Source organism: Priestia sp. MDV22-iso46, assembly GCF_058629175.1.
Genome location: NZ_JBZVWT010000014.1, coordinates 29,202 through 50,167, shown reverse-complemented (window position 1 = coordinate 50,167; position 20,966 = coordinate 29,202). Strand labels below are relative to the sequence as shown.

Annotated in this window: 26 protein-coding genes and 1 pseudogene; 18 read left to right on the top strand and 9 right to left on the bottom strand. The window is 33.8% G+C overall.

The window, feature by feature from the left end:
• Nucleotides 1-423: 423 nt before the first annotated feature.
• Nucleotides 424-990, bottom strand: coding sequence for a CBO0543 family protein (locus AC4NPH_RS28595; protein WP_098197592.1), 567 nt, complete (start codon nt 988-990; stop codon nt 424-426).
• Nucleotides 991-1,172: 182 nt separating this feature from the next.
• Here AC4NPH_RS28595 and AC4NPH_RS28590 point away from each other — a divergent pair, with 182 nt between their 5' ends.
• Nucleotides 1,173-1,649, top strand: coding sequence for a hypothetical protein (locus AC4NPH_RS28590; protein WP_097812999.1), 477 nt, complete (start codon nt 1,173-1,175; stop codon nt 1,647-1,649).
• Between the two features lie 222 nt (nt 1,650-1,871).
• Nucleotides 1,872-2,027, top strand: coding sequence for a hypothetical protein (locus AC4NPH_RS28585; RefSeq protein WP_170959623.1), 156 nt, complete (start codon nt 1,872-1,874; stop codon nt 2,025-2,027).
• A 125-nt stretch (nt 2,028-2,152) separates the two neighbouring features.
• On the opposite strand, the gene AC4NPH_RS28580 is transcribed toward AC4NPH_RS28585, so the two are convergent.
• From AC4NPH_RS28580 to AC4NPH_RS28570, 3 genes are all read right to left on the bottom strand, one after another.
• On the bottom strand, nt 2,153-2,635 hold the full coding sequence (locus tag AC4NPH_RS28580; protein WP_098315257.1) for a hypothetical protein: 483 nt from the start codon (nt 2,633-2,635) through the stop codon (nt 2,153-2,155).
• A gap of 139 nt (nt 2,636-2,774) precedes the next feature.
• Nucleotides 2,775-3,248: a DUF3574 domain-containing protein gene (locus AC4NPH_RS28575; protein ID WP_255286354.1), complete on the bottom strand. Its 474-nt coding sequence runs from the start codon at nt 3,246-3,248 to the stop codon at nt 2,775-2,777.
• Nucleotides 3,249-3,949: 701 nt separating this feature from the next.
• Nucleotides 3,950-4,453, bottom strand: coding sequence for a DinB family protein (locus AC4NPH_RS28570; RefSeq protein ID WP_098315256.1), 504 nt, complete (start codon nt 4,451-4,453; stop codon nt 3,950-3,952).
• Nucleotides 4,454-5,015: 562 nt separating this feature from the next.
• On the opposite strand from AC4NPH_RS28570, the gene AC4NPH_RS28565 reads away from it, so the two are divergent.
• From AC4NPH_RS28565 to AC4NPH_RS28550, 4 genes are all read left to right on the top strand, one after another.
• On the top strand, nt 5,016-5,966 hold the full coding sequence (locus AC4NPH_RS28565) for an ABC transporter substrate-binding protein (protein ID WP_098197501.1): 951 nt from the start codon (nt 5,016-5,018) through the stop codon (nt 5,964-5,966).
• Between the two features lie 88 nt (nt 5,967-6,054).
• Nucleotides 6,055-7,062: a FecCD family ABC transporter permease gene (locus tag AC4NPH_RS28560; RefSeq protein WP_098197502.1), complete on the top strand. Its 1,008-nt coding sequence runs from the start codon at nt 6,055-6,057 to the stop codon at nt 7,060-7,062.
• The gene (locus AC4NPH_RS28555; protein ID WP_098315255.1) at nt 7,059-8,045 is read left to right on the top strand and encodes a FecCD family ABC transporter permease; all 987 of its coding nucleotides are present in this window, start codon (nt 7,059-7,061) and stop codon (nt 8,043-8,045) included. The genes AC4NPH_RS28560 and AC4NPH_RS28555 overlap by 4 nt, the downstream gene beginning before the upstream one ends.
• 14 nt (nt 8,046-8,059) lie before the next feature.
• Entirely contained in the window at nt 8,060-8,860 is an 801-nt protein-coding gene (locus AC4NPH_RS28550; RefSeq protein WP_098197504.1) for an ABC transporter ATP-binding protein, read from the top strand.
• Nucleotides 8,861-9,521: 661 nt separating this feature from the next.
• Here AC4NPH_RS28550 and AC4NPH_RS28545 read toward each other — a convergent pair.
• Together AC4NPH_RS28545 and AC4NPH_RS28540 are read right to left on the bottom strand one after the other, a co-directional pair.
• Nucleotides 9,522-10,274, bottom strand: a complete 753-nt coding sequence (locus AC4NPH_RS28545) for a hypothetical protein (RefSeq protein WP_098315254.1) — start codon at nt 10,272-10,274, stop codon at nt 9,522-9,524.
• 91 nt (nt 10,275-10,365) lie between these two features.
• A complete protein-coding gene (locus AC4NPH_RS28540; protein WP_097812990.1) occupies nt 10,366-11,766 on the bottom strand; it encodes an alkaline phosphatase family protein in 1,401 nt (466 codons plus the stop codon).
• Between the two features lie 277 nt (nt 11,767-12,043).
• Here AC4NPH_RS28540 and AC4NPH_RS28535 point away from each other — a divergent pair, with 277 nt between their 5' ends.
• From AC4NPH_RS28535 to AC4NPH_RS28515, 5 genes and pseudogenes are all read left to right on the top strand, one after another.
• Nucleotides 12,044-13,075, top strand: coding sequence for a DinB/UmuC family translesion DNA polymerase (locus AC4NPH_RS28535; RefSeq protein WP_257141739.1), 1,032 nt, complete (start codon nt 12,044-12,046; stop codon nt 13,073-13,075).
• Between the two features lie 239 nt (nt 13,076-13,314).
• Nucleotides 13,315-13,791, top strand: a complete 477-nt coding sequence (locus tag AC4NPH_RS28530; RefSeq protein ID WP_055991858.1) for a GNAT family N-acetyltransferase — start codon at nt 13,315-13,317, stop codon at nt 13,789-13,791.
• A 282-nt stretch (nt 13,792-14,073) separates the two neighbouring features.
• The gene (locus AC4NPH_RS28525) at nt 14,074-14,391 is read left to right on the top strand and encodes a YolD-like family protein (RefSeq protein ID WP_055991855.1); all 318 of its coding nucleotides are present in this window, start codon (nt 14,074-14,076) and stop codon (nt 14,389-14,391) included.
• Nucleotides 14,392-14,841: 450 nt separating this feature from the next.
• Nucleotides 14,842-15,588: a type I methionyl aminopeptidase gene (map, locus tag AC4NPH_RS28520; RefSeq protein WP_098197507.1), complete on the top strand. Its 747-nt coding sequence runs from the start codon at nt 14,842-14,844 to the stop codon at nt 15,586-15,588.
• Between the two features lie 144 nt (nt 15,589-15,732).
• Nucleotides 15,733-15,855: pseudogene (locus AC4NPH_RS28515) on the top strand (DUF8096 family protein); the annotation flags it as partial.
• A 132-nt stretch (nt 15,856-15,987) separates the two neighbouring features.
• Here the strand turns inward: AC4NPH_RS28515 and spxA are convergent.
• Entirely contained in the window at nt 15,988-16,389 is a 402-nt protein-coding gene (gene spxA / locus AC4NPH_RS28510; protein ID WP_057244072.1) for a transcriptional regulator SpxA, read from the bottom strand.
• 478 nt (nt 16,390-16,867) lie between these two features.
• On the opposite strand from spxA, the gene AC4NPH_RS28505 reads away from it, so the two are divergent.
• The 5 genes from AC4NPH_RS28505 (at nt 16,868) to AC4NPH_RS28485 (ending at nt 18,875) form a co-directional block, all read left to right on the top strand.
• Nucleotides 16,868-17,158 (top strand): YolD-like family protein, encoded by a 291-nt coding sequence (locus AC4NPH_RS28505; protein WP_228541216.1) that lies wholly within the window; start codon nt 16,868-16,870, stop codon nt 17,156-17,158.
• Nucleotides 17,159-17,221: 63 nt separating this feature from the next.
• Nucleotides 17,222-17,398 carry a DUF8096 family protein gene (locus AC4NPH_RS28500; RefSeq protein WP_098197509.1) on the top strand — a complete coding sequence of 59 codons (177 nt, stop codon included), beginning with the start codon at nt 17,222-17,224 and terminating at the stop codon, nt 17,396-17,398.
• Nucleotides 17,399-17,425: 27 nt separating this feature from the next.
• Nucleotides 17,426-17,884, top strand: a complete 459-nt coding sequence (locus tag AC4NPH_RS28495) for an SMI1/KNR4 family protein (protein WP_029324147.1) — start codon at nt 17,426-17,428, stop codon at nt 17,882-17,884.
• A gap of 350 nt (nt 17,885-18,234) precedes the next feature.
• A complete protein-coding gene (locus AC4NPH_RS28490; protein ID WP_170959608.1) occupies nt 18,235-18,408 on the top strand; it encodes a hypothetical protein in 174 nt (57 codons plus the stop codon).
• A 317-nt stretch (nt 18,409-18,725) separates the two neighbouring features.
• Entirely contained in the window at nt 18,726-18,875 is a 150-nt protein-coding gene (locus tag AC4NPH_RS28485; protein WP_170959609.1) for a hypothetical protein, read from the top strand.
• Between the two features lie 89 nt (nt 18,876-18,964).
• On the opposite strand, the gene AC4NPH_RS28480 is transcribed toward AC4NPH_RS28485, so the two are convergent.
• On the bottom strand, nt 18,965-19,237 hold the full coding sequence (locus AC4NPH_RS28480) for an HU family DNA-binding protein (protein ID WP_098315251.1): 273 nt from the start codon (nt 19,235-19,237) through the stop codon (nt 18,965-18,967).
• A gap of 101 nt (nt 19,238-19,338) precedes the next feature.
• Here AC4NPH_RS28480 and AC4NPH_RS28475 point away from each other — a divergent pair, with 101 nt between their 5' ends.
• Both AC4NPH_RS28475 and AC4NPH_RS28470 read left to right on the top strand, forming a co-directional pair.
• Nucleotides 19,339-19,539 carry a YolD-like family protein gene (locus tag AC4NPH_RS28475; protein WP_141524694.1) on the top strand — a complete coding sequence of 67 codons (201 nt, stop codon included), beginning with the start codon at nt 19,339-19,341 and terminating at the stop codon, nt 19,537-19,539.
• 51 nt (nt 19,540-19,590) lie between these two features.
• Nucleotides 19,591-19,737: a hypothetical protein gene (locus AC4NPH_RS28470; RefSeq protein WP_170959610.1), complete on the top strand. Its 147-nt coding sequence runs from the start codon at nt 19,591-19,593 to the stop codon at nt 19,735-19,737.
• An 850-nt stretch (nt 19,738-20,587) separates the two neighbouring features.
• Here the strand turns inward: AC4NPH_RS28470 and AC4NPH_RS28465 are convergent.
• Complete coding sequence (locus tag AC4NPH_RS28465; protein ID WP_098315250.1) at nt 20,588-20,965, bottom strand: hypothetical protein; 378 nt, start codon at nt 20,963-20,965, stop codon at nt 20,588-20,590.
• Nucleotide 20,966: the final 1 nt, after the last annotated feature.

Genomic DNA, 20,966 nt, shown 5'->3' with positions numbered 1-20,966 from the left:
ATAAAAACACACTAACTACCTTCCACATAGTCAGTGTGCCTTTCTTGTCCTTAAAAATGAATTCTAAAGACAAAACGCCTTACTTTTCCGTCCCTATATTTTATGCATATTATTAATATAAAAGAATCAAATTAGGAATTTTTTCTTGAGTTTTGAGCAAACTACTAAAGATGCTTAAAAACATCAAAATATGTATAGCACATGTTATTAAAGAGAAAAATCACTGTCTCCGTCAGTGATTTTTCTCTTTTTTAGATATGTATTATATACACCTTTACTTACCATAATGGATGTTCTAGGTAGTTAAATAAAAAAGATTAGCTTCTTACAGCTAATTTTTTTTATTTAAGAGATAATATCCTAATTTCCATACTAATATGAATCAGGATACTATCTTTAAGAACGTTTTAAAGGTAGTAATCATTATTTTACTAATCGATGGGACTTAGAGATAGCAACTAATTTTTCAACACAAGCTCTTACTATAATTCCAATTACAATATAATAAATAAAAGAGTATATATATTTCCATTTTATATAGATGACAAGATGCGCCCATATAGAAAAAGGTTCACCAATAAAAGAAAATGCACTAGCCATACATATAAGTGAAATAATAAAGGATTTCCAGGTTCTAAAATATTGATACAATAACATGAACGTAACTGGAACCATGCTGAAATCAAAAGGTAAAGCGCCAGGATAAATGGGCAGGAATTGTGTAATGTACCCCCAGAAACGAAACGTAATTCCAATAAGATCTAGAAGAAATGTAATGATGATAATGAAGGTACCAAACAATAAGGTTTCAAGGATTTGTTTACGGTTTAAAAAGATACTCCAAATGATCCAAGGAAGAATTAGAAAAACAAGAAGCAACCACCAGCTTCCTGTTAAAAATTCATCGTGTAACCAATACTTTATATCTAATTCTGCTATTTTATCTTGTAAGGACCTGACTCTCCAAAAATTCTCTATCCTTTTATCCATGGATTTATCCCCTTTATAATGATATACAATACTTTAATTTCCATTTTATTATTTGAGCATCTTATTGTTTTATGTAGCTCTTTATTACCTAAAAAAGCATTCCCAATAAGGAACCTAAATTTCACATTGAGGTATTACACTGATATGTATGGGGAAAATTAATAAAAAAAAGGAAGTTAGTGATGATAGGACTTATTATTGCAATTATTGCCTTTAATCTTATTGCTTTTATCGTCAATAAAAGACTAACAGCAAATCAAATAGTCCATATTTGGATATTTACAACTGCATTTCAATTAACTTTTGATCTTTATGTGAATTTTAAATATCATGGTTACTGGTACTTTACAAAAGGTGTGGATTGGAAGGCATTTCCCGCCCATGCTATATTAATTCCTCCTGTAAATATAATCTTTTTGAATTGGTTTCCTTATAGAAATTTACTCAGTAAAAAAATAATATACTTACTCTATTGGGATATAGCATTAGTCCTTTATGAAGTTCTTACATTGCTTCCTGAACCTTGGGGATACTTTAGATATGGATGGTGGGATTGGTGGTATTCAGCAGCTATCAATCCTATCCTTCTTATGATTTTATTGGGATACTATAAATGGACATGTAAACTAGAAAAGAAAATTGTTCGTAGCCAATCGTAAAGCAAACATCACTCTTACGTACGATAAAGAGTAAATCTTGATTTTTTCATGTAGGAAATAGGTTGTTGAAAAGAATGATTTATAGAATATGTATTTCTAATTTACATAACAGAGACTGTCGGAAATCATATGCTAAGTAGCGCGCTTAAAAGCTTTTTCATTTATAACCAGAGGATGAAAGGTTTATTGTTGGGAAAAATAAACCTGAAAGGAGTGTACTGGATGAGAAAACAAAAAAACTCAACTGATAAACCCACAATTGCAGAAGGAATGAATACTGAAGATGAATTGCAAAAAGATGCAACCCCAGAGGAAATTTCTAAAGGAGAATATACTAACGTAACTACTCTCTCTTTAGATGAAAATGATCCAAGCTAAATTATTTTAGAACAAATTTTTATTACACCGTTTATTTGAAACGGTGTTTTTATTGATTATTTTCCCCTAGTAATTGCCCCTATCCTGAGCATTATATTAGTTACCATAATACAGCTTCTAGGAAGTCAAAAGTTTTCATCCCAAAATAAAATATGATCTAATCCATACTCATCTTCATAAATAAAGATTCCGAAATTCTTTTGATGTCCTAGTAAGGTAAAGAAAAAGAGTGAAGACTCATCTTCAAGATTTAAAAAATTAGCTATTGAGCTTAAGTTATTCCAAAAGTCTTCAAATCTTAATTTCAATCGGTAAGAAGGAAGTATTTCCTTCTGATATAGCAATATATATTCGTTTCTATATGCGCCGAATTCTTCTTGTAAAAAGGAGATTTCCTTCATAATTCTATTTAGATTATGTTTGAATCGAATCTGGGGCTCTTGATCGTTAGAATAAACGTTTTGAAACCTCAATTCAATTTCCTTAGATGTAAGGAATTCAAAATCAGTTATAGAAGCACAAATGCATTTGAATTTTCCTTCCAATTGTTTTTTTAGATTCTTTCTTTTAAGTTCCTCTATTCTTTGTTTACGTGTTTCCTTATTCATTTTTATCAACTCTATATATAAGATTTTTGTTTAAAATCAATTATAACCTTATCCATACAAATCTAGTTACCATAATGTCTCTTATCGGAAAGGCTCTTAGAATAATTTATTCTAAGAGCTTTTTGACCTTATAGACCTTTTATTCAATGAAATACATTCTTCCATTTACTTCAATAGATATCGAAGATTGCTTCATTTCTTTTCTTAGATCTTCTGCATACGCTACAACTTCATTAATTTTATTCTTATCTAAATTTTCAGTGAAGCTATAAACAATGGTTACCTTTTCCTTAACTAATTTTTTATTGTCTCCTATCCAAGCTCCTGTTCCATCATCAGAAGTGGCACCCCCAAACATATTAGAGAATTTCTCTAAAGATTGGTCAACATATTTGCTATTATCAATAGGTTGATCAATATTGTAAGTAGATGGAACATAAATTTTTACAACATCATCAAGGTAAGATTGTCCTCTCAGAACATTTGATTGTTGGTCTGGAGTAGTAGATGTTTGTTTAGATGGGTGTTCAGCATATACTATATAACCAAATAACCCAATTAACATAAGGAATGCTAATAACTTAATTACTAATTTATTCTTCAGTTTTATCACTTCCCCTTATTTAATAATCCCTAACTACAAATAACAAATATAGGAAATTTATCTTTATAATATCAAAAATGTATATGAGCGTATATATACTTTTTTTGTCGATTTTTAATCTTTATACAATATTCATTTATAGTTAACATAATCACAATTATCGGAAATAAAAAGGCCTTTATAATTTACAAAGGCCTTTGAAAAAATTGTTTAGTTAAGCTTAGAGAATGTAGATTTATCAGAGATTCTCAAAAAATCTATTTACCTATTAAAAAAATTTTTTATAGCTTCTAGACGTATCCTATGCCCACAATCTTCACAAGTGTATTTCCCTTTCATATTCTCTTTAACTAGCTTATATTTCAATGTGCCTTCATATACTTTGAATTTTTTTCTGCAACTTATACAAATTACCTCATAATAAAAAATTTCAAATCCCTCCCCCTTCTTAAATTTAATATATGAAACAAAGAATTTATATTTGAAATTTGGGCAAACTATCCAAGACGCCGTGAGGCATCATAATGCTAATTCTCCAATTTCCTTACGAGAACAGAAAAACTACCTTCCCAACTCCAGAGGTAGTTTTTCTGTTTTTAGACTGTATATGATATAAAAAGGTAGTTAACATAATGTCGTTTATTGGAAATCACATGCAAAAAAGCCCTTTTATTAAGGGCTTTCACTTGTTTACTCTTATATATTTAATGTTACATTTTGGGAGCTTCCATACCAAAATTTGCCCATTCTTCTTTTGATGGCCCATAAATACCTGGAACGGTTAATCCTGCTTGTCTCATAAGAACGGTCATTTGTCCCCGATGGTGGGTTTGATGTTGTATTAAAAACATTAAAAGTGACCCATTTGGTATTTTCTGACCCAAAAAGTCTATTCGTTCTTCTAACGTTTTGTCGATCCATTGAGTTTTTAATGCTTGTACAAATGCATCACTTGCTTGCTGATAGCTGTCTGCTATAAACTGAGCCGTAGTAGGAATAGGCCAATCTTCAGACGGCGCTTCAAACGTTAAGTTAGTATTTGAAGCAATTATATGAATGGCAGCCACTGTATGCCAAGCTATACGTCCTAGAGTCCAATTCTGTGAAGTAATTTCCTGTTTAAGCGACTCATCAGTTAAATTTTTTAGTAGTCTCTGAGTAGCATTTGTTTCATATTCCCAAGATTTTAAAAAACTATCTAAACTATGAAACATAAAAATCCCCCTTTTGTATATCCTTTTAATTCCATTTTAACAATAGTTGTATTATAAAACACTATGTATAAGACATTCACTCCTAGTTTACATAAACACTCTTTCCAGTACACATCAAAAAAAGAACTCCTTGAGCCACATGGAGTTTAAGAAAGGGTCCTTTTATGAATTATGCAGCTTTTTATACATCCTTGATATTAATGGTTTATCCCAAGATCCAGGTGGAAGGAGAATGTATAAAAAGTCTGCGTTTTATACATATGCTCGTCTAGAGAAATATAGTCTATATGGCAAAAATGTGCTATTGCTTATTTGCAGTTATTTTCTTATAGTAATAACCCATACCCACCAAAAAGCTACCTCTTACGCTGCACACCAGTCCGCAAAGGTATACATTTCAAGATACTGACACTTCAATTTAAAAGGTTCATCACCTGTGTAAGAGAGTAAATTATTACCGAAAAGCTATTGACTATATAAATACAAGAAGATATGCTTAAACCATTGTATTAATGATAATCATTATCATCTTTAGTGAATTTTATGGGAGGAAAATTGAAAAATGAAGACTGGAAGGAAATTAAAAATAGTAAGTGTAATGGCAATCCTTTCTATATTGCTAGTGTTAGCAGGATGTGGGGCAAAGCAGGATTCTACTGATAAAGAATCTTCTAACAATCAAAAGGTAGCTGTTAAACACGAATTAGGTACTACCAAGGTTCCTGAAAATCCAAAGAGAATTGTTGTTCTTGAATTGTCGTTTGTTGATGCACTTCACGGTTTAGGTATTAAGCCTGTTGGAATAGCTGATGACAACAAAAAAGATATGATTGAACAGTTAGTAAATGGAAAAATGAAGTATACTTCTGTTGGGACACGTCAACAACCGAACCTGGAAGTAATTAGCTCATTAAAGCCTGACTTAATTATTGCAGATGTTCAACGTCACAAAGCAATCTATAAAGACTTACAGCAAATCGCTCCTACAATTGAGTTAAATAGCCGTGAATCTACATATGAAGAGAATATAGATGCCTTCAAAACAATTGCGAAAGCAACTGGAAAAGATAAGAAAGCAGAAGAGCGATTAAATAAACATGAGGAAACGATTGCGGAATTAAAAAAGGAAGTAAAAGAGGAAAATGGTCAGACAATCTTACCAGCTGTAGTTCGAGACACTTCATTCCAAGCTCATACTTCGGCTTCATATGACGGAGGATTCCTTGAAAACCTAGGTTTTAAGGATGCTGTACAAAGTAAAGAAGCCTACGCTGAAATGAATCTTGAACAGTTGTCAGACATTAACCCAGATATCTTAATCCTAGCTAATAATGAAGGAAAATTATTAACAGATGAATGGAAATCAAACCCTCTATGGAAGAACTTAAAAGCTGTTAAAAATCATAAAGTATTCGTGGTAGATCGTAACTTATGGACAAGGTTCCGAGGCGTTGTTTCTTCAGAAGCAATTGGAAAAGATACAGTTAAACTCTTACATGATCAACAAAAGTAAAGCTGTAGCTATGAAGTGAGGAAGTGAGAATAGTTTTCTATTCTTGCTTCTATTTGTATAGTAAAGTATTTGAGAAAGTGTGTTGTAGATGAACAAGAATATCAAGAAACAACGAGCAAGAAGATACATAATAGGATTTATTAGTGTTTTTCTATTGATAGCTGGAATATTTATTCACGTTTCTGTAGGTTCTTCTTCTATTGGTATAACCGATGTAATAAAAGCATTATTTCAACCTGACAATTCCAAACAAACAACGGTTATTCAAACTCTGAGACTACCGCGAGCTGTTCTTGCGGCACTAATTGGGGCTAGTCTTGCTGTAGCTGGAGCACTGATGCAAGCTATTACTAGAAATTCTTTAGCCTCTCCTCAAGTGTTCGGCGTAAATGCTGGAGCTTCTTTAGCTATTGTAGTAGCAACAATCTTATTTCCAGAATTACATTCAAAAACAACCGTTTATTTTGCATTCTTAGGATCTGCATTAGGTGGAATAACAGTCTACTTATTCGCAGCCGGGGGGAAAGTAACACATATCAAGTTAGCTCTTGCTGGTATGGCTGTTCATCTATTTTTATCTTCCCTTACACAGGGAGTGATTGTGTTAAATGAAGATGCTACGGACGTTTTGTATTGGCTTGTAGGGTCAATTAATGGAAAGAACTGGTCTCATGTTTTGATTTTACTTCCCTGGTCTGTATTTGGACTTCTAGCAGCTTTTATTATGGGGCGTTCTATTTCTATATTAGTTCTAGGAGAAAATATGGCAACCGGTTTAGGCGAAAAAGTGCAGTGGATAAGGCTTGTTTCTGGAGTGATTGTTATTATCCTTGCTGGTTCCTCCGTTGCGGTTGCCGGTCCAATTGGCTTTATTGGTCTGATGGTTCCTCATATTGCACGAAAGTTAGTGGGAGGAGATTATCAACGTATTTTACCATTTTCCGCACTTTTAGGCGGGATTCTACTTATTTATGCAGACATACTTTCACGTTTTATTGCATATCCGTTTGAATCACCGGTAGGGATTGTAACAGCACTAATTGGGGCACCTTTCTTTTTATACCTTGCTAGAAAGGGGAGGAATATTAAACAATGAATGCAAAAAAACATCCTTATGGCATACTCAGTGTGCTCCTCATCATCCTAGTTATGATAGCATTCATAAGTTTAGGTATTGGAGCTGTATATACTTCACCAGTTGAAGTTTTTACTAACCTTATAGGAAAATCACAAAGTAATCATTTTATTTTATTTAATTATCGAATTCCACGAATGCTTCTCGCTATTATAGTTGGAGCATCTTTAGCTGTCTCTGGAGCTATCTTGCAAGGGATTTTAAAGAATCCATTAGCCTCTCCAGATGTAATCGGTGTAACAAAGGGTTCAGGTTTATTTGCTGTTGCTGTCTTAATTATTTTTCCAGGAGCTTCTATGGTGGCATTACCGTTTTCAGCTTTCTTAGGAGCTGCAGTAATTGCTATTGCTCTTATGTTGTTCTCATATACACAAAGTACAAAAACTCATTCATTAGCGTTAATAGGCGTTGCTTTAGGAGCTATCTGCCAAGCTGGCATTCAGTATTTTATGATTAAGTTTCCAGATAACGTTAATACAACCCTTTTATGGTTAACTGGAAGCTTATGGGGTAGAGGCTGGAATGAAATGTGGTTTTTAATTCCTTGTCTTATCCTTATTCCTTTGATCATTATTTTTATTTCTAAATTAGATATTTTAAATTTGGGAGACGAAATGGCTGTTGGGTTAGGAGAAAGAATAAAATACGTTCGTTATACTTTATTGAGTATATCAGTGATTTTAACAGGAGCATCAGTAGCTGTTGTTGGATCAATAGGTTTTATTGGGCTTATTTCTCCTCACATAGGAAGAAGGTTAGTAGGTAGCCGTTCGAAATTCTTATTACCTGTATCAGCACTAATTGGGGCCTTATTTTTACTTCTTGCAGACACTGTAGGAAGAGGTGTAGTTCCTCCAATCGAAATTCCATCTGGTATCGTAACAGCAATTATAGGAGCTCCTTATTTCTTATACTTACTACGACGCGAACAAAAAAATAAGTGAGAGGAAGAGTATGTATGACAAAATTAACTGCAGAGAAGCTTTCAATCTCATACGATTCAACGTCGATCATTAATAATATTGATCTCCATATTCCAGAAGGTAAAATAAGTATCATTATTGGCTCAAATGGATGTGGAAAATCAACTATTCTTCGATCTTTAGCACGGTTATTAAAACCAACACAAGGTTGTATTTATTTAAATGGAAAAGATATTCACCAGCACTCTTCAAAAGAGGTTGCAAAACAATTAGCTATCTTGCCTCAATCTCCCGAGGCACCTGAAGATCTAACTGTTAAAGAGCTTTGTTATTATGGACGTCATCCCCATAAAGGGCTGTTTGCTCGTTATTCTACTGAAGATCATAAAATTGTAAGTGACGCTTTGCAATCTACTAAAATGGAACATCTAAGTGATCGAACTTTAGATGCTTTATCTGGAGGGCAGCGTCAACGTGCATGGATTGCTATGGCTTTAGCACAAGGAACTGATTTATTACTTTTGGATGAGCCGACAACATATTTAGACTTGGCTCACCAAATTGAAGTACTTGAATTATTGCGTAACCTAAATAAGCAACAGAACCGAACAATTGTAATGGTTCTACATGATTTAAACCAAGCTGCTCGTTATGCCGATCACTTAATTAGTATTTCAAGTGGAAAGATTTATACAGAAGGATCTCCGACGCAAGTCTTTACTGAAGAAATGATAGAAGAGGTGTTCGGACTTTCATGTAAAATAATAGACAACCCTGTCGACCATTCACCTTTATGTATACCAACAGGTATTTATAAGAAGAACTTCAGTAAATAGATAAGGTAACATACGTATAAAGAAGCTACTGTGTCCGATATAGTCAGTAGCTCTTTTTTATATACAGTTTTATACAGGATTGACTTAGCAACGATTCCACGAATGCTGAGCATGAAGAAATTATAAAAAAAACAGATGCTTTATGCGGTCTTTACTTCTCACCTTTATATTCCTTAATTATCCATCATAATGTATGTTAGAAAGTTATTCAGTGCCATTTCTTATATAGCGTGATTCTGTAACAATTTAGCGAATTTATATGTTCCTTGTACGTCCGTAAAAGTATACGTTTACGGACATATAGGAAACTACTAATTCCAACTTATATATATATCCGCAAAAATTAAAAAACACTTTTCGGACGTTCTGTTATTTACACGTACCTTTACGAACAATTTTCTTTATTATGTAGTTGGGGTAGCGTCAGTCAGGAAGATGCGGATTTACAACGTTAAGCTAAATTAGGCATAAAAAATCGATTCCTTTACAGCGTTAGGAACTGCTTTTAATTTTGAGATAGTTTTTTGTCCCAGCCTCTTCTAAACAGAACTTTTAGGAGGGGTGTTTTCATGTCATTATTATATTTACAAGCTATAGAAGTGCAACTTTATAAACAAAAAGGCCCATCTTTAAAGATGGGTATATTAATTGGTAGCTTTTATTAAAACTCAATTTTAATTTTTTGTGCTTCGCTGATTTTTTTCTCGTTTTTATCAAATACATCACTTGTGGTTATTTCAGCCCACTTAATATCCTTTGCTTCCTTTTGGTCTGACTCATTGTGCCTATCTTTGTGCGCATGACCGCCTGTTGCATTCACAATAAAACCAATATTTCCAAATTTCGTGCCATTACCTTCAATTTCACCATTTAACTCTTCAAGGTAAATATCTTTTTGCCAATCAAATGTTTCACCTGTATTCGTTTTCAGTAAGGCAATTGGTGCAAAATTCACTTTCTCTGAAGACTTATTTTTGATCTCAACGAAAACTTTAACAAAATCAAACTCTTCGTCATGTGTTAAGACGTGAAAATAATCAATCATACTGTAATCAGGTCGTAAGTGAATCAGTTTCATTTCTTTTATTGTTAATTCAATTTCACCAAGTTTATAAGTTTTATTCAAAGGTTTAATTGCTTTTAATGTAGCCTCACCTTTTTCATCTGCATATGTCTGACCGACTTTTTGCAATGAATGGTCATCTGTTACTTGAGAATTAGGCTGATACTCGTCACTTTTGCTCTCAGTTTGTTCCTGATCCTTTTCCTGTTTCGTTTCATCATTTTTTTCGTCTGTATTATTTTCTGTTTGGTTTTCGTTCGCTGCATTTTTTTCATTGTTTTCAGGACTGGCATTGGATGAACAACCAACAAGCAGCATGATTAAAAATAATATAGAAAGAGTGTGTTTCATGATGATTCCCCCGTATGATTCTATATTCTAAAAAAGTTCCCGTTGCTTGTACTTAAGCAACGGGATACACTTTATCTTATCCAATTATTTCTTACTTATCTTGAATTTTAATATTATAATCTAAGACATCAAAAATATTTTTTGCAATATCAGTGTTATCATTTGATCCAGCAAATTTTTCACTTGATGGTCCGAATGCATAGACAGGAACATCTTCACCTGTATGTCCACCTGTTGTCCAACCTGTGTGAGAACGTTTGTTAAAAATATTCTCAATGGCATTATCGATATCAAGAACTTTCTTTGTTTTAGCTGCTTCTTTAACAGATTGAATTTCTTGTTCTGTTAAGGCGAGGGTATTTTGATCAATATATTTCTTTAATGTTTCTTCAACGCCTGCTCCTTTAGCAATCTCTTCAGCCATGAAATCAGGCGTGCGCTTTGCAGCTTTGATTGGTTCACTGAACCAGTTGTAAATACCGTCTGAACCAATTGAGTATCCACCAGTTGAGTGGTCAGCTGTTGCTACTACTAAGGTATGTTTGTCTTTTTTTGCAAACTCAATTGCTGCTTTATATGCTTGTTCAAAGTCATCCATCTCACTCATAGCTCCAACGATATCATTGTCATGCCCTGCCCAGTCAATCTGGCTTCCTTCTACCATTAGGAAAAACCCGTCTTTATCTTTGTTTAATTTTGAAAGAGCAGTGTTTGTCATGTCTTTTAATGAAGGAACTTCTTCTGTGCGGTCAATTTTCTTTGGAAGTCCACCATCAGCAAATAAACCAAGCACTTTACTATTTTTATCGTTTAACATATCTTCACGGTTTTCCACATAGCTGTATCCAGCTTTTTTGAATTCTTCTGTTAAAGTACGATCTTTACGATCAAAGTTGCTTTTACCGCCACCAAGAAGAACATCGATTTTATGTTGGCCATTCACCATTTCATCAAAATAATCGTCAGCAATAGAGTCCATGTTTTTACGACTCTGATCATGTGATCCGAAAGAAGCAGGTGTCGCATGTGTAATTTCAGAAGTTGCAACTAGACCTGTTGCTTTTCCTTCTTCTCTAGCAGCTTCAAGAACCGTTTTTGCTTCTGATCCGTCATTATCAACTGCAATCGCATTGTTATATGTTTTAATACCTGCAGACATGGCGGTTGCTGCAGAAGCAGAGTCCGTTACATTTTGTGCAGGATCTTCTGGATACGTTGTTTGCTGACCTACTAAGTATTTATCAAATGTCGTTGGCTCAACAAATTTCGTAGATGGATTGTCCTTTAAATAACGATGAGCAGAAGTGTAAGAAACTCCCATGCCATCACCGATTAAAACAATGACGTTTTTAATTTCTGCATTATTAGTTCCTTTTTGCTTAGTAGATTCCTCTGCGCTTACATGTGAGAAACCACCAATTAAACCGCTAAAAGCAACTGTTGAAAGAACAGCTACCGGTAATAACTTTTTCGTTAACTTCTTTTTAAACAATGTTGTTACCCCCAATTGTTATCATGTTTTATGTCCCAAAGAGAATTATAGAGAAGGTTTATTAATAGGTTTTTAATAAATTGTAAATCAAGTGTTAAAAACAGGAATAATTCCCTTTACAAATGAAAAAACACCCCTATATTAACAAATAAGGGTTAATTTTCATATTAAGTTGTTGTAAATATTATTAATTTGCTAAGTTTTAGAAACCAATTATTAAGATTATGAACTTTATAGTTACGTAATTTTTGTAATTCCTAAAAGGAAAGATATTCATGTGGTGAATCCATCCATGGAGAGATATATCAAGGCGTCGAACTATATTTCTAGTTTGGTGTTACAGTATGTGGCTCCTGAAGATTTCCGTGCATATAGCATTGATGAGTTGTTTATTGATGCGACAGCTTCTTTGCATTTATTTGCTCGAACACCAGAAGAGCTAGCTCATCGAATACTTAATGAGATCTATCGCAAAACAAGACTGACTGCTACCGCAGGAATCGGTCCTAATCTCTTACTGGCTAAAGTCAGCTTAGATCATGAAGCGAAGCACAGCCCAACAGGGGTTGCTTATTGGCGGTATGAGGATATTCCCTTTAAGTTATGGTCGATTCATCCAATGAAGGATTTCTGGGGGATCTCGTCAGCTACAGAAAGACGCTTAAACCGTTTAGGCATCTATACCATAAAAGAACTCGCTCTTTCTTCTAAGGAGATGTTACGTAAAGAATTTGGTGGCCTAGGAGAAGAAATCCACCAACATGCGAATGGGATCGATTTTAGTCGCATTTCTGATGTGTACATCCCTAGTTCCCGTTCCTTTTGGAAAAGTCAGATTCTCTTTCGAGATTATACAAGTCGAAAAGAAGTTGAATTATTACTATTGGAGCTATTGGACGATGTTTGTTTTCGTTTACGCATGCATCAAGTGGTGGCTCAAACGATCCATTTATCGATTGGCTACAGCAAACAAACAGGTGGAGGATTCTCCAGACAAAAGAAAATGGGGAGAGCTTCAAACTTAAGCCAAGATATCTTTCCGTATTGCTTAACCATCTTACATACATATGATAGTGGCATGCCGATTCGCTCCATTGGCATTTCATTATCAAACACCAGCATTCAAGAAGAGGAGCAAATGAGCTTATTTGAGGATATCGATCAGCGTGAAAGAGCCTATGCTCTTGCCAAAACGATTGATGAGATTCGGATTCGTTACGGGAAGAATAGTGTACTACGTGCGTCTAGTCACCTTCCTTATTCAACAGCTCGTTATCGAAATGGCCTTATGGGTGGCCATAAAGCTTAAGGAGGAAAAAGATATGGAACAGAGAGGAATGAAAGAAACAATAGCATATTATAAGAGTAAATACGAAGTATACAAAGATTGCTATTCATCTATTGTTTTTTCCTTGTAGGATAGATAACAGCACTCAAAATATACAGTATCTATAGTATTCATAGTATAGGTATTTGGAGACGAATTAAATGATTGGAGTGCAAATGGTAGTTACGTGTTAAACAATTATTGAGAGGAAGGAGAAAAATATGGATATATCCATTCGAAAGGCTAATAAAGGTGATTACGAATCTTCATTGTCTTTATTCAGGCAAGTTCATGAGTTACACGTTTGCGAAAGGCCAGATTTGTACAGAAAGAATTCCACTCCAATAAGTGAAGAGTTCTTTGAAAGTCAGCTAAATGATATCAAACAACACATTTTTGTGGCTACCATTGGTAATGAAATAGTCGGAGTCGTTGGGATGAAGGAAGAAGAAATAATTGAAAATTCATTTGTGAAAGCAAGAAAGGTATTATTTATAAACAGTTTATGCGTTGCTCAAGCACAGAGAAAGAAGGGGATAGGAAAAAGGCTTATGAAATATGTTTTTGATTTTGGGAGCAGTCTGAAAGTTGATAGTATTGAATTGGGAGTATCAGAGAAGAATCCTTATGCAATTGAATTTTATGAATCCATTGGTATGACAACAAAGAGTAGAAAAATGGAGATTGTATTAAGTTAACAGGTGCTTATCTCTAATAAGATAACATAAATGAACTTCCATAACCGGACACTGTAATAGAATAAGGATCGTAAAGAATGATCAATCTTTTTTCATAAAACGCTCTTTCTCTTTGCCTATATATCAAGGTTTATATTGTGAATTTAATCAAATTTTAATTCAAAACGAGACAACAAAAAGTAATATAAATTCTAATTTTGAAAAACGATTATCGATGTAGACATGGATACATCGATAAAAGCCATCAAAACGACAGCTTTTTTAAAGGAAGGTCTTGATAAAATGAAAAAATGGCGCCCTTTTGCTACAATGCCAGAGCAATACTTAGGATTGCAAGAAATCATAAACAAGCAACTAGAAGTACCTCAACCTCTTTTAACAGAAGAGCAAATGGAACAAATCAATTTCACATTGATTGAAGCCTTACATACAAATAAACAAGTATACCTTACATATTATAAGAACGGGCAACTTATAACCGAAACAGGATTAATACAATTTGTTGATTCCCTGGGGGATCTCTTTATTTTTATCGATGAAGTATTCGAATTAAAAAATAAAATGAGGTTAAGTGAGCTAATTGATGTTCGTTTTACATAAAATAATTTCACCTTCACTTTTTGTGGTAATCTAATAAAAGTCAAATAGAAAAGAGTGATCAACGTGGAAGAGAAACAGCAGCAAGAAATAGATCTTGATAAAGTGTATGAATACGCTGAATATCCAGATAAGGTTTAAATAGAATAAACTAATAAGAGGATATTATGTTCAATATACGAGCATATATCCTCTTTTCTTATAAAGATTAGATTCGTTATTTAGATACTACACATATAATTTAATATGTATATATTATAAAGGAGCTTAAGTTTGTTGCAAATGGAGGCGTGATGAGGTCTTCAGATCGAGCGTTAACATGATTAAGGGGGTGAGTGGTATGAGTTTTGTAACTTTGTAATAAGTGATATTAAGCAATCGGACCAGCTTATGGAGAATTGGAAACATTACTTTGGGTAAAATGAAAACATCAAAAAATTGGAGGGTTCATATATGACAGTTGGAGGCAAGGATGATATTGATGGGCTTAAGGAAATCGGCAAAATCGTTGCTTTAACAATAAGTGAAATGAAAAATCAGACCCGTGCCGGAATGACGACCAAAGAATTGGATGAAATCGGAGGACATTTTTTAAGAAGATATGGTGCGGTCTCTGCACCAAAGATAACCTACAATTTTCCCGGTAACACATGCATTAGCATTAACCATGAGGTTGCTCACGGAATACCGGGGAATCGGAAGATTCAAGAAGGTGACCTAATAAATATTGATGTCTCTGCTGAGTTAAGTGGTTACTTTGCCGATGCAGGTCATTCCTTTCAGATCCCTTTATATAACCCTTCTGTAACACGTCTCTGTCAATACACACACAATACTATGATGAAAGTTATTTCTTCACTTAAACATGGGGTGAGATTGAATGAAATCGGAAGAATTATTCAAAATGAAGCCCGAAAAGGTGGTTACAAGGTAATTACGGATCTTTGCAGTCACGGCATTGGAAGGTCTTTACATGAGGCCCCTGAAGATATTTTACCTATCTATGACAAGTATGATAAACGGGTATTGAAAGAAGGTATGGTTATTACTGTTGAGCCTTTTTTATCAACTGGAGCAGAGTATACAGTTGTAAGTTCGGATGGGTGGACTTTATGTGTGCCCGATAATAGTCTTTGTGCACAATATGAGCACACAATAATTATTACAAGGGATCAACCAATAATTACAACGATAGCTTAGATATTGTTTTCAGATGTTAGGCCCATAGATGTTTAAGGAAGTTCATCAACCGGGCGTGTTTGTTGAGCAAAGATTAAAAGGTTAATACCTATTATTCATGCGCAATATGTATCAACCTTTATTTTCTATGTTTTTTTCGATTTGGATCTTGATAATAAGGTCAGTGGCAGATGCGACAACTGCAATTCATCTTACTTCAAAAGTTCGGTAAAAGGTAGTATTTTCTTACGCGAATGTCGGGAATGCGGTATGAAGAAGAGTATCTAAGTATAGAGGATTATATAATAAAAGGAGAAGGTTTTTTACCCCTCTCCTTTTTATGTAGATGTAGTTGTGTTTACTCATTTTTAGAATCTGAAATATATACCTTACTACACTGCCGATGCCTTCTATTACCCTCTAATGATCACCTACTACTGCCTGTTCTGTCATCGTGAAAGTACGAAGTTTCCGAGGAATAAAAGCTCTTATCTCTTCTTCTTTATATCCGATTTGCAGTATTTTACGATCTTGTATAATAATAGGGCGTTTAAGTATAAAAGGATGGCTCTTTATCAAATCATACAGACCCTGTAACGACAGTGCATCAATCTCTATATTTAACTTTTGAGGGATCTTTGACCTTGTAGAAATAATTTCATCTGTACCCTTTTCTGTCATACTAAGAATATTTTTAATTTCATCTTCTGTAATAGGTTCATACGATAGATTTCTCTCAATATAATCAATTTGATGTTCCTCAAGCCAAGCCTTTGCTTTTCGGCAAGAAACGCAGCTGGTTGTCGTATATAGATTAATCATTTTTTACACCTCGTCTATATGTATTTTTCTCTATCTTTAATTAATCAATGTAAATAAAAGTATATAGAATTCTAATAAGTAAAAGCCACTTGTATACTACAAGTGGCTTTTTTCTACGTTGAACACATTAGATAATTCACGTATTATTCCCATCACTATTATAACATAGTTTGTGCATCTGTTTAATAAATTTCCGGTCTTAAGATGACTAAAAATTTGAGATGTATGATTAAGAACAATACTAATCTTCTATATTTTATAACAAGGAAATGAAACATATCATTTCACTTTTTACAGCGCAGCAAGTGTTTTAAAGAAGGAGATTGAAATGATGTAAAGTTGGAGGATAATTAAGCTTTATCTTTAATAGTGAGATGTGTAAAAAATAAAGGTTAAGCTTATCTTACATCATTACTTACTCCTCACGTACTTCAGTATGTCAAACAGAGGAATGAAAAAGTAGCGACCATTCGCCAGTCTGCCAGAACAATACCTAGGGTTGCAGGAAATCATAAACAAGCAATTAGAAGTACCTCAACCTCTTTTAACAGAAGAGCAAATGGAGCAAATCAATTTCACCTTGATTGAAGCCTTACATACAAATAAACAAGTATACCTTACATATTATAAGAACGGGCAACGCATAACCGAAACAGGTTTCATACAATTTGTTGATTCCCTGGGGAATTTGTTTGTTTTTATCGATGAAGTATTTGAATTAAAGAACAAAATGAGGTTAAGTGAACTAATTGATGTTCGTTTTACATAAAATAATTTCACCTTCGCTTTTTATGGTAATCTAATAAGAGTCAATTAGAAAAGAGTGATCAACGTGGAAGAAAAACAGCAGCAAGAAATCGATCTTGATAAAGTGTATGACTATGCTGAATTTCCGGATAAGGTTAGTGGAAGATGCGACAACTGCAACTCATCTTACTTCAAAAGTTCGGTAAAAGGTGGCGTTTTCTTGCGTGAATGCCGCGAATGTGGCATGAAGAAAAGCATTTAATTGGTATTGATCGAAAGGGTTGGGGAAATGAGAGATATTTGGGATGATGGATACAGTCAATCAAAGAAATTAACAGAAGAAATGGTCAACGATGCAGAAAAGAAGTTGGGTGTGAAGTTACCAAAATCCTATATTGAGTTATGTAAAATGCAGAATGGAGGCTCCTTAAAATATTGTGACTACCCTACCTCCGTTCCAACAAATTGGGCAAACGATCATGTAAATGTTCCCGAAATTTATGGAATAGGGAAAGAAGGCATTTTATCTAGTGATTATTATATAGAAGAATGGGACTTACCTAAAGATATTCTTCTATTGTGTGGAGAAGGACATTGGTGGGTTGCATTCGATTATCGGAATACAAAAGACAATCCTCCTATTATTTATATGGATCTAGAATGGGGAGCAGACACACTTATTTTTGAATTAGCTCCTAACTTCGAAACATTTGTAAATGGCTTATTTATTTATGAAGATGAAGAATGACTATATTTATACAATAAAAAAGAACTGGCATTCAAGTGTCAGTTCTTTTTTATTTATTTCATAAGTAAGGAGCTTACGCCTTTGTGTTAGTTTAATCGTGTTTTCACTCTTTTTAAAACTTGAGGCATCCAATTTACAAAGTTGCTGCCACTGATTCGATGACTTTATATCCTTTTTTCCTTTTTGTGCCGTAGAATATGAGTTCGTTGAACGTTTTTGATTAAACTTTATTTTTAGGTTAAATATCCAACTCTTTCGACTGAATAGAGATAAAACGTTAAGTGCATCCTCATGAAATACGGTGAATATGAGCATACTAAACCTATCCAACCCAAACTAGGAGGTACACGATGAAAAATCAGTCTAACAATTCTCAGCCTGCAATAGGGGATGACAGATTTAACACTGCTGGATATACTTCTGATAAAGTAAATATCAATGATGTGCATGGAAAACATCAATCTAACTTCAAAGATAAAGTTTCTACCTCTGAGAATGAGGATGCTTCTTCTACGAAACCATAAAATCCTTTCTAACGAGAAACCTTTTAAGTTCTCGTTAGTCTGGAAAGCAGGTTAATATTTATTAGCCTGCTTTCTTTATTATTGATTATGACAATACATATAAGGGGCATCTGGTTGTTCTTCACGTTCTACTTTTGTTACTCTTACAACGGAAAGCGTCTTCTAGAATACTTTGAAACAATACCTAAAAGTATACCTTTGACTAGTAAGATGATCTACTTATTACTTATAGATTTAGCATAAAGAGTGAGTTTTTCAACATAATTATAATAAAGATAAATTGAATCTATTAAGTAACCCAAAGGTGGTGATTCCTTATGAAAAACAGGGATAAAAGACGAAAAAAGAAACGTGATTTTTTAAAAGATTACTTAAAAGACAAGTTAGGTAATTGGAAACCTAGACTTGGCAAAGAGCCTACCTCTAATTCTAAGACGACGACTCAAGAAAATAGAAACCTTGATTAGATAATATTTAGGTGTAGGTCTTCAGGAATTTTCCACTATGAAAAATAGCCCCCTTTAGAAGCTAGAGGGGGCTTGCTTATAAGGCCTATTTATTTAACGGCTTCTTTTAATTCTTTTCCTGGTTTAAAAGCTGGAGCCTTTGAAGCCGGGATTGTCATTTCTTCACCTGTTTGAGGATTACGACCTGTACGCTCTGAGCGCTCACGTATTTCAAATGTACCAAATCCAACTAATTGAATTTTTTCTTCTTTGGCAAGCGTATTAGAAATCGTTTCAAGCAACGCATCTACAGCCTTTTTGGAATCCTGTTTCGTTAGTTCTGATTTTGTTGCAACTGCATCTACTAGTTCAGTTTTATTCATGTTCAAACACCTCATTCTCTTATTTTTCGATAATATGTAGAGATGCTAACATATCATAGCTTCTCCATACTTGTCACTTAATAAGGGTAGGTAAAAGAAAGATGAATTTCACCTTAATTGAAGCCTTACACACAAATAAACAAGTGTACCTTACCTATTATAAGAGAGGCCAATGTATAACAGAGACAGGATTCATTCAGTTTGTTGATTCCCTCGGGGATTTATTCATTTTCATTGATGACGTATTTGAGTTAAAGAATAAAATGCAGTTAAGCGAGCTCATTGATGTTCGCTTGGCTTAGTTCCTGAAGAAGTCGTGTACAGGAAGCATTTATTTTGGTAGAGGGACATTCATGTACAATTTTAGAGTATACACGTTACGTGACGGCTCGAAGAGAATTATTAAACTAAAAGAAGGCGAATCCTTTAAACAGGAACTTCAAAGAGCAGGTATTCAAGAAAATCAAATTTTTCAGATGCAAATGACCAAACGTAAATAATAAAATACTCAGCAAAAAGAACCATCGTAAATTCGATGGTTCTTTTTGCCGAATAAGACATTTATGAGTAGTAAGCATATATGTTATCAGAGATGCATAGAGTGTACGTATACAAATAATACTAGCTAAGTTGCACATGAGATCACTGATTTAGCGATACAGAGCAACCTTTCTAGGAAAGGGGAATGTCGTATGGAATTTCTCAAAAACTTTACTGTCCAAAGTATTTTCGTTGTTTTAATTTTATCGATGTTAGGAAGTTGCTTATGGGGAATTTGGAAACATGCATTGGAACATCCAAATTCCACTATAAGCGAAGTGTTTTCTCTACCTGAAATGAAAATCTTAAAATCATGTTTGTTTCTCGCATTTGTGGTAATTGGATTTTACCTTCTATACCACATTTACGCAAAATGATGATTTTTTATTTAAAACTACATGGTTGGGGCCATGTAGTTTTCTTTTAGAAATCAAATAATTTATGAGCATATGATGGATTGATCTAAAATATACTTAATGGTTTATTTATAGTTATCTATCAGTCTATCCAAAAAAAAACTATACTCAAGCATATGAGATGACTACTATTTATATGAAGAGAATTTTTATTTTATTTGAGAAATATGTAATCTGACACATTCAGCCTTTAGATTGGTTAGGGGCTTTTTCACATGAATGGTAAAATACATAGACAAAAAAATCACAAAAAAAGTTGAATTTAAAATTTTTAGCTGTTTTTATACAAAGCATTTTACCTTGAATATCATAAAAAGTTAGTATCTGTTTCCTCACGGTTTAGAGTAAACCACAAAAAGAAAACCACTAGAATGAGTTCTAGTGGTTTTAATGTTTAAAAATCGTTATATTCTTCTAAGTCGTCATCGTCTAATGAGCCAGATATATTTTCTAAATCTGCAATCTTTCCTTCTTTCAGTTGGGGAACCTTTGAAGGCTCTTCTTCTTTGAAGGAATGGTTTCCTACAAAACCTGTTGTTTGGGCTAATGCCTTTAAATCAGCTAGTTCATTCTTGATATGTTCAAACATCTCGTAGGTTTTTTTGTCTTCCATTGCTTTTCTTCCAGTAGATGCACCATCTAGATCACGTAGAATTAAAGATGAAATATAATCCCCTAACTTACGCGATTTAGCATATGTGGCCAATTTATTGTACACTTCATCACTCAATCGATTTGTCTTAATGGTAAACGCATTTTGGCGTTCTGACATC

What these genes read in the sequence shown, in the direction of transcription:
- AC4NPH_RS28595 (WP_098197592.1), bottom strand. Translation starts at nt 990, where the DNA reads ATGGATAAAAGGATAGAGAATTTTTGGAGAGTCAGGTCCTTACAAGAT.
- AC4NPH_RS28590 (WP_097812999.1), top strand. Translation starts at nt 1,173, where the DNA reads ATGATAGGACTTATTATTGCAATTATTGCCTTTAATCTTATTGCTTTT.
- AC4NPH_RS28585 (WP_170959623.1), top strand. Translation starts at nt 1,872, where the DNA reads ATGAGAAAACAAAAAAACTCAACTGATAAACCCACAATTGCAGAAGGA.
- AC4NPH_RS28580 (WP_098315257.1), bottom strand. Translation starts at nt 2,635, where the DNA reads ATGAATAAGGAAACACGTAAACAAAGAATAGAGGAACTTAAAAGAAAG.
- AC4NPH_RS28570 (WP_098315256.1), bottom strand. Translation starts at nt 4,453, where the DNA reads ATGTTTCATAGTTTAGATAGTTTTTTAAAATCTTGGGAATATGAAACA.
- AC4NPH_RS28565 (WP_098197501.1), top strand. Translation starts at nt 5,016, where the DNA reads ATGAAGACTGGAAGGAAATTAAAAATAGTAAGTGTAATGGCAATCCTT.
- AC4NPH_RS28560 (WP_098197502.1), top strand. Translation starts at nt 6,055, where the DNA reads ATGAACAAGAATATCAAGAAACAACGAGCAAGAAGATACATAATAGGA.
- AC4NPH_RS28555 (WP_098315255.1), top strand. Translation starts at nt 7,059, where the DNA reads ATGAATGCAAAAAAACATCCTTATGGCATACTCAGTGTGCTCCTCATC.
- AC4NPH_RS28550 (WP_098197504.1), top strand. Translation starts at nt 8,060, where the DNA reads ATGACAAAATTAACTGCAGAGAAGCTTTCAATCTCATACGATTCAACG.
- AC4NPH_RS28545 (WP_098315254.1), bottom strand. Translation starts at nt 10,274, where the DNA reads ATGAAACACACTCTTTCTATATTATTTTTAATCATGCTGCTTGTTGGT.
- AC4NPH_RS28530 (WP_055991858.1), top strand. Translation starts at nt 13,315, where the DNA reads ATGGATATATCCATTCGAAAGGCTAATAAAGGTGATTACGAATCTTCA.
- AC4NPH_RS28525 (WP_055991855.1), top strand. Translation starts at nt 14,074, where the DNA reads ATGAAAAAATGGCGCCCTTTTGCTACAATGCCAGAGCAATACTTAGGA.
- map (WP_098197507.1), top strand. Translation starts at nt 14,842, where the DNA reads ATGACAGTTGGAGGCAAGGATGATATTGATGGGCTTAAGGAAATCGGC.
- spxA (WP_057244072.1), bottom strand. Translation starts at nt 16,389, where the DNA reads ATGATTAATCTATATACGACAACCAGCTGCGTTTCTTGCCGAAAAGCA.
- AC4NPH_RS28495 (WP_029324147.1), top strand. Translation starts at nt 17,426, where the DNA reads ATGAGAGATATTTGGGATGATGGATACAGTCAATCAAAGAAATTAACA.
- AC4NPH_RS28490 (WP_170959608.1), top strand. Translation starts at nt 18,235, where the DNA reads ATGAAAAATCAGTCTAACAATTCTCAGCCTGCAATAGGGGATGACAGA.
- AC4NPH_RS28485 (WP_170959609.1), top strand. Translation starts at nt 18,726, where the DNA reads ATGAAAAACAGGGATAAAAGACGAAAAAAGAAACGTGATTTTTTAAAA.
- AC4NPH_RS28480 (WP_098315251.1), bottom strand. Translation starts at nt 19,237, where the DNA reads ATGAATAAAACTGAACTAGTAGATGCAGTTGCAACAAAATCAGAACTA.
- AC4NPH_RS28475 (WP_141524694.1), top strand. Translation starts at nt 19,339, where the DNA reads ATGAATTTCACCTTAATTGAAGCCTTACACACAAATAAACAAGTGTAC.
- AC4NPH_RS28470 (WP_170959610.1), top strand. Translation starts at nt 19,591, where the DNA reads ATGTACAATTTTAGAGTATACACGTTACGTGACGGCTCGAAGAGAATT.
- AC4NPH_RS28465 (WP_098315250.1), bottom strand. Translation starts at nt 20,965, where the DNA reads ATGTCAGAACGCCAAAATGCGTTTACCATTAAGACAAATCGATTGAGT.